A 12604-nucleotide genomic window follows, 5' to 3' on the forward strand; every position below is an offset into this window, starting at 1 on the left:
CGCGGCCCGCATCAGCCTTGCGCCGCGAGCAGCGATTCGACCGCGCCGATCACGTCGCCGACCGTGCGCACGGATTTGAAGTTCTCCGGCTTGATGCGGCGGCCGGTCATCTCCTGCAGCTTGATCGCGAGATCGACCGCGTCGATGCTGTCGAGATCGAGGTCTTCGAACAGATGAGCGTCGGGCGTCACGCGCTGCGGCTCGATCGCGAAGTTTTCCTGAAAGATCACGCGGATGCGCTCGAGAATCTCAGTCTCGGTCACGATTCAATCCCCTTTCTTGCCGTTTCGTTCGCAGCGTGCGCCGCTTCGCGCTGACTCGCGACCAACGCGGTGAGCGTGTTGATCGAGCGGAAGTGCTCGCGGGTACGTTCGTCGTTTGCCGCGATGGTCAGTTGGTATTGTTTGCGCAGCACGATGCCGATTTCGAGCGCGTCGATCGAATCGAGACCGATGCCGTCGGAACCGAACAACGGGGCGTCGTCGTCGATATCGGCGGGGCTCAGATCTTCGAGATCGAGGGCTTCGATCAGAAGCTTTTTAATTTCCAGTTTTAAAGAATCCATAATCGAACAGGTGCTGGGTAATGTGGGCTTCTACGGCATTCGTCACGCTGCGCGCCGCGATGGCGGCAGTGGTGTCGTGCGCGGCTAGCTCGGCGACGCCAAGCGGCGCGAGCACGTTCACGCGCATCCGGAAAGCGCGTGCCGGCACGTGGTACCAGCGCATCTGCCGCGTGAACGCGGGCGGATCGCAATCCATCAACACCGGCACGATCGGCGCGCCGGCCTTCAGCGCCATGTGCGCGAAACCGCGCGAAAAAGCGTGCAGCCGGTTGGGCGCGGGGCTGCGCGTGCCCTCCGGAAAAATGATCATCGTGTAGCCGGCCGCGAGCTGCCTGGCTCCCGCCTCGACGAGCGCGATCGCGTCCGCGTTGCTCACGTATTCGGCCGCGCGCACGATGCCCCAGAAACACGGGTTGTGCCAGTGCGCGTGCTTGACGACACAGCATGCGCGCGGCGTCAGCGACAGCAGGACCATCACGTCGAGGTAAGTCGGGTGATTCGCGACGACGATCGCCGGTCCGCCCGCGCGCAACGCCTCGGCGCCGGATGCTTCGAGTTCCATCACGCCGAGGCCGCGCAGCACCGCGACGAGCGCGCGAAAGAACCGATGGATCACGACGCTCACCGCACGCTGCCGCGACGCGCGATGCGGCCACAGCCACGCGAGCGGAAACACGAGCACCGAAAACAGCACGCCGCACACGCCGAACGCGACGAAGGCGAGGCCGGTCGCGCAAAAACGCCACGCGTAATCAAGCCGCGCGCTCATCCCACCTCCAGTGCCACAGCGCGCCGGCGCGCTGCCAGCGCGCGGGCTGGCCGGTTTCGAGGCAGTGCAGCAGCGCCTGGCTCTGGGTCGGAAAGCTCGCGGCGCCGCTCATTGCGGTTCGCGGCTCGCCGGGTTGCCCGGCCACCTCCTCGTCGGCGCGGGTCAGGGAGCAAACAACGCGCCCTGCCGACGCATCCTTGTCGAGCAGCACCGCGATCGCGCCGCCGTGCACTTCGTCTTCGATCGTGCCGTACGCGAGATCGGCCGGTTCGTCGGCATAGACGAGCAGCACCGGCACGTCCGGTTGTGTCGCGAATTGCGCGTACGCTTCGAGCAGCGCATAGCCGAGCGTTTGCGCACCAGCCGATACCGCGCTCGCGGCCGAGCGGTCGCCGCGCGCGATCCCGAACACGCCGGTCATCGCGTTCAGCACTGACAGGCTGAAGGCGGTCGGCGACACCGGTTCGCCCGCGCTGATGCTGCGCAGGATGTCGGTGGTACGCCGCAATTCCCCGTGCCGCGACGCGAACACCACGCGCGCGGGTTCCTGCGCGACGCAGTCGTGCGCGACCTTGAGCGCGACCTTGGACAGCGTGCTGAGACGCCGCCGCACGATCGGCTCGATAAAGCCGACATCGGGTGCAGCAGACGAGGTAGCCGGCCAGCTAGACCAGCGACCGACCGGAATGGTCCAGTGCAGATCGGGCATATGGTGTTCGCGCGTAGAAACGGGAAAGGGGCTCAAGCGCCTGACGGAATACACAGCCGTCACAGCGAGCGGCGCCGCGCGGATCGGGAGGTTCCAGCCGGGATCGACCGGTCTGCTGGCATGGGAATGCAGCACCGGCGATCGGCCTGACTTGTCAGGCGCCCCTGACAATCGGTGTGGTGGATGGCGGCTCGGGCTCCTTTTGTGGCCGAATAGTACCGGATATTCTGAAGCAAATCGTCGAGGAAAGACGTATCCATCTGTATCCGCGCCTAAGGCGCAACACATTGTTAGACGATTTGACAAAGCCGGCCGCGGCGACGCACCGCAAGGCCGTTTCGCGCGTCGAAGCTGGCGTGCCAACGCCGACAGAATCCACCAAAAAATCTTTCATTGATCTTTCGCGGAATACGTCGTAGAGCGAAAACACCTCCGCAGGGTCGTCGTCCGCACGCGAACAACATTCGTCACAGCGATGCTGCGGCGCCTGTTATACTCCGCCCCTCATTGGGGAGTAGCCGCCCCGCGGCACGTCCGCACCGCTTCGCCGGTGCGTCGCACGTGTGGCTCGCGGGGGCGCCTGTCAACACACTTGGCCAGCACGGCCATGGCAGTCGCAGCCTTTGGCCTGGCGAGACCGATGATCCACACGCGCCGCAACAGGGCCCGGCGTGTCGTGGGTCGTCGCTCGTTCATCTTCGGCCCGAGGAATCCATTCAACGTGACTCAAGCTTTTCTCATTTCGACCGGCGCGGTCGCGCTCGCCGAAATCGGCGACAAGACGCAATTGCTGTCGCTCGTGCTGGCCGCGCGCTATCGCAAGCCCATGCCGATCATTCTCGGCGTGTTCGCGGCAACTCTGATCAATCACGCGGGCGCCGGCGCGCTCGGCGCGTGGCTCGGTTCGATGCTGACGCCGACCGTCATGCGCTGGGCGCTGGCGGCGTCGTTCGTCGGCATGGGGCTGTGGATTCTGGTGCCCGACAAGCTCGAAGACGAGGAAGCCAACACGAACCGCACGCACTTCGGCGTGTTCGGCACCACGGTCGTCACGTTCTTCCTCGCCGAGATGGGCGACAAGACGCAGATCGCGACGGTCGCCCTCGCCGCGCGCTTTCACGATTTCTTCGGCGTGGTGGCCGGCACGACGCTCGGCATGATGATCGCGAACGTCCCGGCGATCCTGCTCGGCGACCGCTTCGCGCATCGTCTGCCGACGAAGCTCGTGCACGGCATCGCCGCGGTGATGTTCGTCGTGCTGGGCGCGATGGCCTTGTTCGGGGTCGGGGTCTAAGCTACTGCGCGGCCTTCGGCGCCGACGCCGAACCCGCGGGCGGCGTCGCCGCTGGCAGAGACACTTCGTTCGCAGCCGCGCCGCCGCCGAGCGGGATCTTCACGGTGTGCACGGCGCCGTTGGCCAGCGGGAAGTCCGCCAGCGCGCTACGCGCCAGATAAGGCATCGCCCGCACCAGCGACGACTCCTCGCCGAAATTGCGCGCCGTCACGTTGTAGACCTCCCGGCCGCTCGCACGCTCGGTAATCCGGATGCCGAGCAGATGCGTGAATACCGGATAGCTCTGGTTCACGTATGTCGCCGGGAACGGCCCCCACGGACCCCACGGATCGAACGGCCGGCCCCAGTAAGGGCCGGGCCACGGGTTGTAGTAGACCGGCTGCGCGACGGTCACGACATCCGAGCGGATGCCATAGGCGAGTTCCACCAGATAGCGCGCTTCGTCGTGAGGGACTTCGCGGAACGCGTGCACGGCGAGCTCGTTTGCGACGATCCGCTCGTAGGCGCTCAGTTCGAGATTGTTCTTCTGATCCTCGTGGCGCGTGAACGCATAGGTGCGGGTTGCGTCGCTGCCGGTCCAGTCGGAGAACGCCGTGACCTGTGTCGTCACGTAGGTCGTGCAGCCGGACAGCAGCACGCTCAGCGCGACGAACAGCAACGCGACGCGGCGGGTCCATCGATCGAAGTTCATGGTCTGCCTCGTGATGCCTCTGGTTGCATCTATTCAGCTTCGGTTAAAACTCTGCTTCGGCCGCGATTATTCCATCGTGCGATGCGCTCGCCGGCTGCCGCTGCCGGGTCCCCGCCACGCACGGCGCCCGATAATACGCTGACCCCGGCAGCGAGCAAAAGGTTCTTGCCCTGCCCGTCGAAACCGGACGCGCTGCCCTGCGCCGAAACTCGGCCCCCCTTCCCCTCCGCACGATCGCCCGAGGCTTTGTACAATGAGTCGACCAAGCCCGGCTCGCGCGCCGTTTGCGCGCCCGACCGCTCGAGTACACCACCAAAGAACACCATGGCCGATACCGCAACGCCCAATGTGATCCGCCGCGCCGATTACGCGCCGCCCGCCTTCCTGATCGACACCGTCGCGCTGGAGTTCGATCTGGTCCCCGAACGCACGGTTGTCAGGAATACGATGCGCGTGCGCCGCAACCCGGATGCTTCGCGCGCCGCGCATCTCGAACTGATGGGCGAGCAACTGGAGTTCGTCAGCGCCGAAATCGACGGCAAGCCGTTTGCGAACGCGCATCCGCACGAGCACGGCCTGCTGCTCGACAACGTGCCGGACAGCTTCGAGCTGACCCTCACGAGCATCTGCAATCCCGCGGAAAACACCACGCTGTCGGGGCTGTACGTGTCGAGCGGCAACTTCTTCACGCAGTGCGAAGCCGAGGGCTTTCGCCGCATCACCTACTTCCTCGACCGCCCCGATGTGATGGCGAGCTTCACGGTCACGCTGCGCGCGAGCAAGACCGACTATCCGGTGCTGCTGTCGAACGGCAATCTGCTCGAAGAAGGCGATCTGCCCGACGGCCGTCATTTCGCGCGCTGGGAAGATCCGTTCAAGAAGCCGAGCTATCTGTTCGCGCTGGTCGCGGGCAAGCTCGTCGCGCTCGAAGAACGCGTGAAGACCGGCTCGGGCAAGGAAAAGCTGCTGCAGGTGTGGGTCGAGCCGCATGATCTCGACAAGACCCGTCACGCGATGGATTCGCTGATCCACTCGATCCGCTGGGACGAAGAGCGCTTCGGGCTCGAGCTCGATCTGGACCGCTTCATGATCGTCGCGGTCAGCGACTTCAACATGGGCGCGATGGAGAACAAGGGGCTCAACATCTTCAACACGAAGTACGTGCTCGCGAATCCCGAAACGGCCACCGACACCGACTTCGCGAACATCGAGGCGGTGGTCGGCCACGAGTATTTCCACAACTGGACCGGCAACCGCGTGACCTGCCGCGACTGGTTCCAGCTGAGCCTGAAGGAAGGCTTGACCGTGTTTCGCGACCAGGAGTTCTCGGCCGACATGGCGGGCGGCGCCAGCGACGAAGCCGCGCGCGCGACCAAGCGCATCGAGGACGTGCGCGTGCTGCGCCAGATGCAGTTCGCCGAGGACGCGGGTCCGATGGCGCATCCGGTGCGCCCGGAGAGCTACGTCGAGATCAACAACTTCTACACGATGACCGTCTACGAGAAAGGCTCGGAAGTCGTGCGGATGTATCAGACGCTGTTCGGCCGCGACGGCTTTCGCAAGGGCATGGACCTGTACTTCAAGCGTCACGACGGCCAGGCCGTGACCTGCGACGACTTCCGTCACGCGCTCGCCGACGCGAACGGCCGCGACCTCGCGCAGTTCGAGCGCTGGTATAGCCAGGCCGGCACGCCGCGCGTGTCGGTGCGCGCGCACTACGACGCCGCGCAGCAGCGCTACAGCGTGACGCTGCGCCAGGGCTACGGCGATGCCGTGCCAGCCGCGCGCGAAACGCAGAAGGGTCCGCTGCTGATTCCGTTCGCGATCGGTCTGATCGGCAAGGACGGCCGCGATCTGCCACTGCAGCTCGACGGCGAGGCGAAGGCGTCGGAGTCGACCACGCGCGTGCTCGAATTCGCGCAGACCGAGCAGACCTTCACGTTCGTCAACGTCGGGCAGGAACCGCTGCCGTCGCTGCTGCGCAATTTCTCGGCACCGGTGATCGTCGAATACGACTACACGGTCGAACAGCTCGCGTTCCTGCTTGCGCACGACAGCGATCCGTTCAACCGTTGGGAGGCCGGCCAGCGGCTCGCCACCCGCGAGCTGCTCGCGCTCGCCGGGCGTGCGGCCACGGGCGCGGCGCTGCAGCTCGACGACTCGGTGGTCGCCGCGTTCGCGCGCGTTTTGACCGACGAGACGCTGTCGCCGGCATTCCGTGAACTCGCGCTGATGCTTCCGTCAGAAGCGTATCTGGCCGAGCAGATGGCCGAGTCGAATCCGGCCGCGGTGCACGCGGCACGGCAGTTCGTGCGCAAGCGGCTCGCCAATGCGCTGCGTGACGACTGGCTGAAGGTCTACGAGCAGCATCGCACGCCGGGCGCCTACGAGGCGACGCCGGAGGCGGCCGGTCATCGCGCGTTGAAGCATCTCGCGCTGTCGTATCTGACCGAGCTCGACGATTCCGCGGACGCCGTACGTCTTGCCTCCGCGCAATATGAAGCCGCAAACAACATGACCGACCGCGCGGCCGCGCTGTCGGCGCTGCTCAACGCGGCCGCGCCGCAAGGCGGCAGCCCCGAGGCGCAGCACGCGCTCGACGACTTCTATCGACGCTTCGAGAAGGAGCCGCTCGTCATCGACAAATGGTTCGCGTTGCAGGCTACGCAGCGCGGCGGCGCACAGCATCCGGTGATCGATACGGTGCGCAAGCTGATGACGCATCCGGCCTTCAACCTGAAGAACCCGAACCGGGCACGTTCGCTGATTTTCAGCTTCTGCGCGGCGAACCCCGCGCAGTTCCACGCGGCAGATGGCTCCGGCTACGCATTCTGGGCCGAGCAGGTGATCGCGCTCGACGCGCTCAATCCGCAGGTGGCCGCGCGCCTCGCGCGTTCGCTCGAGCTGTGGCGACGCTTCACGCCGGCGCTGCGCGACAGCATGCGCGCGGCGCTCGAGAAAGTGGCCGCGCAGGTCAAGTCGCGCGACGTGCGCGAGATCGTCGAGAAGGCGTTGGCGTGATGCCTCGCTGAGTTCTCGAGTCGCATCGGAAAGCCGGCACGCGTTGCCGGCTTTTTTTTGCGCCGCTTTTTCGTTGATGGGCTGCGCTCCCCCGGTCGTGGCACGGCGTTAGCCATTTGGCCGACTGTTCATCGGACCTCGGCGGGGAGAAAGTATACGCACACGTTTAATGGTTTACATTTAACGCAATGCGTTATACGATTCGATGATCACGACATTCGCAGACAAGGCCACCGCAAGAATTTTCCAGGGCAGGTTCGTGCATACGTTGCCGCACTCGATCCAGGCGCTAGCACATCGCAAGCTGCTGATGATCGACGCCGCGAGCTCCATCGCGAATTTGCACGCGCCGCCCGGAAACCGGCTCGAAGCCTTGCAAGGCGAGCGCAGCGGGCAATGGAGCATCCGCATCAATGCGCAGTGGCGCATCTGTTTTCATTTCGTCGGCGAGGACGCGCTGAATGTCGAGATCGTCGACTATCACTGACTACTGGGAGACCGACATGGTCATCAAACGCTCCGCGCTGAAAAGCATCGATTTCTCCGACATCGATACGGGCGCGGCCATTGACGAGATCCATCCTGGCGAAATTCTGCGCAGCGAGTTCCTCGAGCCGCTCGGCATGTCCGTCAATGCGCTCGCCCTTGCATTGCGGGTGCCGGCGCCGCGCATCAACGACGTCGTGCGCGGCCGCCGCGCGATCTCCGCCGATACCGCGCTGCGGCTCGAGCGCTACTTCGGCGCTAGCGCGCAGTTCTGGCTCAATCTGCAAATCGCCTACGACCTGCGCGTCGCCACCGCCGCCGCCGGCGAGCAGATCGAACGGGAAATCGAACCGATGCCGCGCGCCGAGCGCCCGAAACTGCCCAGCGTGCCCGCCGGGCACGCCCGGGCCGCGGCGCTCGCGGCCAGCGTCCGCGGCACCGTCTCGGCCAGGACGCGCCGCAAGACCTGAAGGCGGCCGTGCGGCCAAAAGCACGGAGCCGACACACACGAGCGGTTAAAATCCCATCATTCTTCTAGCCTTCCCGGAGTACAGCAATGTCTTTGCAACGTCGTACCACTCTCACGAAGTACCTGATCGAGCAGCAGCGTGAAACCAACAACCTGCCCGCCGATCTGCGCCTGTTGATCGAAGTCGTCGCGCGCGCGTGCAAGGCGATCAGCTACCACGTCAGCAAGGGCGCACTCGGCGATGCGCTCGGCTCGGCGGGCAGCGAAAACGTCCAGGGCGAGGTGCAGAAAAAGCTCGACATCCTGTCGAACGAAATTCTGCTCGAGGCGAACGAATGGGGCGGAAACCTCGCAGGCATGGCCTCCGAGGAAATGGAACAATTCTTCCCGATTCCGGCCAACTATCCGAAGGGCGAATATCTGCTCGTGTTCGATCCGCTCGACGGCTCGTCGAACATCGACGTCAATGTGTCGATCGGCACGATCTTTTCGGTGCTGCGCTGCCCGGACGGCCACCAGGCCACCGAGCAATCGTTCCTGCAGCCGGGCACGGAGCAGGTCGCCGCGGGCTATGCGGTGTACGGCCCGCAAACAGTGCTCGTGCTGACCACCGGCAACGGCGTGAACTGCTTCACGCTCGATCGCGAACTCGGCTCGTGGGTGCTCACGCAAAGCGACATGCGTATTCCCGTCGAAACTCGCGAGTACGCGATCAACGCTTCGAACGAACGCCACTGGTATCCGCCGGTTCAGCAATACATCGGCGAACTGAAAGCGGGCAAGGAAGGTTCGCGCCAGGCCGACTTCAACATGCGCTGGATCGCATCGATGGTCGCCGACGTACATCGCATCCTGAATCGCGGCGGCATCTTCATGTACCCGGCCGACAAGCGCACACCGGACAAGCCCGGCAAGCTGCGTCTGATGTACGAAGCCAATCCGATGGCCTTCATCGTCGAGCAGGCGGGCGGCGCCGCAACCAACGGCGAGAAGCGTATTCTCGACGTCCAGCCAAAGAGCCTGCACGAGCGCGTCGCGGTGTTCCTCGGCTCGAAGAACGAGGTCGATCGCGTGACTCGCTATCACCTCGAAGCGAAGAAGTGATCGCGAAAGAAAAAATGCATCAAGGGGCTTGCCAAGTCACTGAAGTAGTCCCTATAATCTCGTTTCTCCTGATGCCGGAATAGCTCAGACGGTAGAGCAGCGCATTCGTAATGCGAAGGTCGGGGGTTCGATTCCTCTTTCCGGCACCATCAAGTTTCAAGCAAAAAGCCCAGTCCTCGTGACTGGGCTTTTTGTTTTGCCGTCGCGCGAGACGTTGCCGACCTCCCACTCCCTTGACGAGCTGAAACAGCCAGTAGCCGGCAATGGCATTCGGCGCTGATCGACCACGACACGAAGCTCCTGCTGAGCCTGTTCCCGTGCGTGGACGAGCAGCACGTTCTCTAGCGCGGTGCGCGCGGGCCAGCCTAGTCGGGAACGTGGAGCGGGTCGTATGACCGTGGCATCGCGAGGTTCCGCGCAACGACAATCTCGGCCTGTGGGGTCGGCTGCTCGGACGCGCCGTATGCGGCTATCGCTTGCGCGGGTGCCGACGCGAACCACAAGATCCTGCCGGCGCACTCGATGCCGACCTGACGTCCGCTCCAGTAGACAGCGTTTTCCATCGGCGACCTCTCCCCCAACATGAAGAATGTCATGATCCGCTCCGCGCGTCGCGGGTCCGTCTGTCAACGCACATCGAAACATCGGTAGTCGCTTCAATCATAGGAAGGCGCGATCGCATATGTTCGACAGGTCGCCAAATGAGCTCCCTTTGTCACAGCAATACGGGAATGAGTATGCCAACCAATTGTCAGCAATCGATTAACGACAAAGATCTTTAAACAACGGTTGGTCCGGTCAACGCGGCGCGGAATGTGCCGTTTACCAAGTATTAGGCACGCAGTTATGCAATCGGCAAATTAGGAACGTTCAATTCAGAAAACGCGAAAATACTGCCGATGCGGCAATGCACAAATTTCTCAGGTGTTTTTCACACGAGAACGTCAGATGCAGGGCAGCGAAATATCGATCGGACGTGCTCAAACCCAGGTGGGGCAAGGCGCGAGAGCGAATGGCGGAGGGAGCCGGATCGAGATGATTTCACGCTGGGAATTAAGCGGATCGGGGAGATCGCGAAACCCAAGCGATAGTTAGACGATAAATTTTATTCAATCCCTCTGCTGATGTGTCGGCTTGTGCCGTTAAAGCAACAGAGTATGTATGACTCGCATCGGACACTGGTGCCCTGCGGGGAACGAGGCCGATAATCGGTTCGCAAAGGAGAAAGATCATGGATGCCAAACCACCGAAGATTCCGACCCCGGACAAGGTTTTTTACCCGGATCCGGAACCTGTGGCCGTCGAGTTTTTGGGAGCCGAGCTGCCCGAGCATGTTCGCGCTTTCTTCGACGAACAACGCAAGTCGTGCGATCCGAAGTAACGGACCACTGGCGCGGCGCAGCATTCGCGCTCATTGATATCATGCGCGGTGAGTACTCGCGCCCTCATTACGCGTCCGACACCTCCGTCAGGACGCTGGATCAGTTCGCCTGATCACAGCAGCTACACTGGGCCACACGGCTCGAGCCTACGAATACGCGCGTCCTTCACGCACCAATTTCCTCTCCGACAACCTGTGTAAAGTGGCCCGGCGCGCGAGGTTTGCCGGGCATCATTTATTCTTCTGGTTTTTCCGTCAACGGCCGCCCGGCCAAGTCCACTTCATGAATCGTTTGCATCGCTTCGGCGCGTCATGCGCGCTCGCCATCGCCGCCACCGTCGCTTTCTCGCCCGCGCCCGCCCTTGCCGATGGTGACGACACCGCGCTCACGAACCTGATCGCACTGGTTTCGCAGCGCCTTGCGCTCGCCGAGCCGGTCGCGCGCTGGAAATGGGCGAACCGCCAGCCGATCACCGATACGCCGCGTGAAAACGCGCTGCTCGCCGATGTGGAAAAGCGCGCTGCGGCGGCAAACGTCGACCCGGCGTTCGCGCGCGCGTTCTTCCAGGACCAGATCGATGCGAGCAAAGACGTGCAGAACGCGCTGTTCGCGAAATGGCGCAGCACGCAGCCACCGCAAGGTCCCGCACCCGATCTCGCAACCAGCACGCGACCACAGCTCGACAAGCTGACGCAATCGTTGATGGCGAGTCTGGCGCGCGTGCAGCCGCTGCGCGCAGCGGACGATTGCCCGTCGCGCGTCGCGCAATCGCTGGCTAACTGGAAAACGCTGACGCGCTATGACTCCACGCATTCGAGCGCGATGACGCGCGCGCTAGGTCACGTGTGCGAGACCGGTGGAGTTGGCGCGACCGGCTGATTCCGCCAACGCTACCACGAGCGCACGCTGCATAGGCGTCACACGACGATGCTCGACTCCGGCGTGTCACGCGATACGCTTAACGGCATCACGCGCAGACCACGAGCCAGATGGCTCTGCAGGATACGGTACGTCGAGAGTTCGAACGACCCCGCCAGTGTGGAAGCATGCAGTTGCGCCGCCTGCACGAGCGACGGCGCGTGCCCGAGGTATCGCCAGCGATCGACCACGTGGAAGATGCGCTGCGCGTCCTCACGCTCCTCGAAAACGATCGGCCCCTCAAACGGCCACGGCGCGTTCGCGGGATCGCTCTTCGTCACGCGCGGCAAACGGTTGTGGCCCGGCCGCAGCGTCGCGATCCACTGCGCCTCCGCGAGCATCGCGCCGAGTTCGCCGCCAGTCGCGCGCCATTCGACGCGCCGCACCAGCTGCGCAAGCCGCATATCCTTCGACGAACGCCGCTCGCCGGTCAGATGTGAGCGCAGCCGCTGACGCACGCGCACGCTGCGGCCGACATACAGCGGTGCATCTCCTTCGCCATAGAACGCATACACGCCACAGCCTGCCGGCGCGGTGTCGAGCAGGTCTTCGGTGATGTCGCCGGCGAGCCGGTAGCGACGCGTCGTGCGCTCGATCTGCGCGCGCAGCGCTTCGAGCGGTACGAGCGTCGGCAGACGCTGCCAGAACTGCCAGATGAGATCGGCGTCGGCGAGCGCGCGGTGACGGTCGGACGGCACCAGCGCATGACGTTCGACGAGCGCATCGAGACCATGGCGCTTTTCGCCGGGAAACAGCGCGCGCGACAGCCGCACCGTGCAAAGCACGTCCGGATCGAACGCAATTCCCGCGCGACGAAATTCGCTGCGTAAAAATCCGCGATCGAAACTCGCGTTGTGCGCGACGAACAGCTTGCCGTTCAGGCGCTCGAACAGCGCGGGCGCGATCGACTCAAACGTCGGTGCGCCGCGCACCATATCGTTCGTGATGCCGGTCAGTTGCTGAATGAACGACGGAATGGGCTGCCGCGGATCGATGAGGCTGCTCCAGCGCGATACGCCGGCCGGCCCCACTTCGACGACGCCGACCTCAGTAATGCGGTGCTCGCTCGTCGAGCCGCCGGTCGTTTCGAGGTCGACGAAAACGATGGGTGCATCGAGCGCCGGTTCCGGCGAAAGCAGTTCAGACATGGGGCAAGAGATTCGGAGCGTGAATTTGCGGCAAGTATGCACCAGCTG

Annotated in this window: 14 protein-coding genes, 1 tRNA gene and 1 riboswitch; of the genes, 8 read left to right on the forward strand and 7 right to left on the reverse strand. The window is 63.9% G+C overall.

Annotation, left to right across the window (positions count from 1 at the left end; translation table 11 throughout):
* Positions 1 to 11 precede the first annotated feature (11 nt).
* The 4 genes from AB4Y34_RS07440 to AB4Y34_RS07455 are packed head-to-tail and all read right to left on the reverse strand — an operon-like array spanning position 12 to position 2043.
* Positions 12 to 263, reverse strand: coding sequence for an acyl carrier protein (locus AB4Y34_RS07440; RefSeq protein ID WP_176381253.1), 252 nt, complete (start codon positions 261 to 263; stop codon positions 12 to 14).
* Entirely contained in the window at positions 260 to 565 is a 306-nt protein-coding gene (locus tag AB4Y34_RS07445; RefSeq protein WP_176381251.1) for a phosphopantetheine-binding protein, read from the reverse strand. The genes AB4Y34_RS07440 and AB4Y34_RS07445 overlap by 4 nt, the downstream gene beginning before the upstream one ends.
* Complete coding sequence (locus tag AB4Y34_RS07450; protein ID WP_176381249.1) at positions 540 to 1334, reverse strand: 1-acyl-sn-glycerol-3-phosphate acyltransferase; 795 nt, start codon at positions 1332 to 1334, stop codon at positions 540 to 542. Before AB4Y34_RS07450 ends, AB4Y34_RS07445 begins: the two co-directional genes overlap by 26 nt.
* Positions 1318 to 2043, reverse strand: coding sequence for a beta-ketoacyl synthase chain length factor (locus AB4Y34_RS07455; RefSeq protein ID WP_176381247.1), 726 nt, complete (start codon positions 2041 to 2043; stop codon positions 1318 to 1320). Before AB4Y34_RS07455 ends, AB4Y34_RS07450 begins: the two co-directional genes overlap by 17 nt.
* Positions 2044 to 2540: 497 nt before the next feature.
* A riboswitch (yybP-ykoY riboswitch) is annotated at positions 2541 to 2753 on the forward strand.
* Between the two features lie 11 nt (positions 2754 to 2764).
* On the opposite strand from AB4Y34_RS07455, the gene AB4Y34_RS07460 reads away from it, so the two are divergent.
* On the forward strand, positions 2765 to 3337 hold the full coding sequence (locus AB4Y34_RS07460) for a TMEM165/GDT1 family protein (protein ID WP_176124388.1): 573 nt from the start codon (positions 2765 to 2767) through the stop codon (positions 3335 to 3337).
* Position 3338: 1 nt separating this feature from the next.
* Here the strand turns inward: AB4Y34_RS07460 and AB4Y34_RS07465 are convergent, their stop codons facing one another.
* Positions 3339 to 4028 carry a DUF4136 domain-containing protein gene (locus tag AB4Y34_RS07465; protein ID WP_176381245.1) on the reverse strand — a complete coding sequence of 230 codons (690 nt, stop codon included), beginning with the start codon at positions 4026 to 4028 and terminating at the stop codon, positions 3339 to 3341.
* Positions 4029 to 4352: 324 nt separating this feature from the next.
* Between AB4Y34_RS07465 and pepN the strand changes: the two genes are divergently transcribed.
* The 5 genes from pepN to AB4Y34_RS07490 all read left to right on the forward strand — a co-directional run bounded on the left by pepN (position 4353) and on the right by AB4Y34_RS07490 (position 9257).
* Positions 4353 to 7049, forward strand: coding sequence for an aminopeptidase N (gene pepN / locus AB4Y34_RS07470; protein WP_368715678.1), 2697 nt, complete (start codon positions 4353 to 4355; stop codon positions 7047 to 7049).
* A gap of 205 nt (positions 7050 to 7254) precedes the next feature.
* A complete protein-coding gene (locus AB4Y34_RS07475; RefSeq protein WP_176381241.1) occupies positions 7255 to 7536 on the forward strand; it encodes a type II toxin-antitoxin system RelE/ParE family toxin in 282 nt (93 codons plus the stop codon).
* Positions 7537 to 7552: 16 nt separating this feature from the next.
* Entirely contained in the window at positions 7553 to 8005 is a 453-nt protein-coding gene (locus AB4Y34_RS07480; protein WP_176105332.1) for a HigA family addiction module antitoxin, read from the forward strand.
* A gap of 86 nt (positions 8006 to 8091) precedes the next feature.
* Entirely contained in the window at positions 8092 to 9108 is a 1017-nt protein-coding gene (locus tag AB4Y34_RS07485) for a class 1 fructose-bisphosphatase (protein ID WP_176381236.1), read from the forward strand.
* A 73-nt stretch (positions 9109 to 9181) separates the two neighbouring features.
* A tRNA-Thr gene (locus AB4Y34_RS07490) sits at positions 9182 to 9257 on the forward strand.
* 216 nt (positions 9258 to 9473) lie between these two features.
* On the opposite strand, the gene AB4Y34_RS07495 is transcribed toward AB4Y34_RS07490, so the two are convergent.
* Entirely contained in the window at positions 9474 to 9671 is a 198-nt protein-coding gene (locus AB4Y34_RS07495; RefSeq protein ID WP_255208906.1) for a hypothetical protein, read from the reverse strand.
* A 668-nt stretch (positions 9672 to 10339) separates the two neighbouring features.
* Between AB4Y34_RS07495 and AB4Y34_RS07500 the strand changes: the two genes are divergently transcribed.
* Positions 10340 to 10489, forward strand: coding sequence for a hypothetical protein (locus AB4Y34_RS07500; protein WP_008921206.1), 150 nt, complete (start codon positions 10340 to 10342; stop codon positions 10487 to 10489).
* 283 nt (positions 10490 to 10772) lie between these two features.
* Positions 10773 to 11369, forward strand: coding sequence for a chorismate mutase (locus tag AB4Y34_RS07505; RefSeq protein WP_368715679.1), 597 nt, complete (start codon positions 10773 to 10775; stop codon positions 11367 to 11369).
* Positions 11370 to 11407: 38 nt separating this feature from the next.
* On the opposite strand, the gene AB4Y34_RS07510 is transcribed toward AB4Y34_RS07505, so the two are convergent.
* Positions 11408 to 12556 (reverse strand): exonuclease domain-containing protein, encoded by a 1149-nt coding sequence (locus tag AB4Y34_RS07510; protein WP_368715680.1) that lies wholly within the window; start codon positions 12554 to 12556, stop codon positions 11408 to 11410.
* Positions 12557 to 12604 lie beyond the last annotated feature (48 nt).

Source organism: Paraburkholderia sp. BR10954, from assembly GCF_040965775.1.
Taxonomy (GTDB): Bacteria; Pseudomonadota; Gammaproteobacteria; order Burkholderiales; family Burkholderiaceae; genus Paraburkholderia; species Paraburkholderia youngii.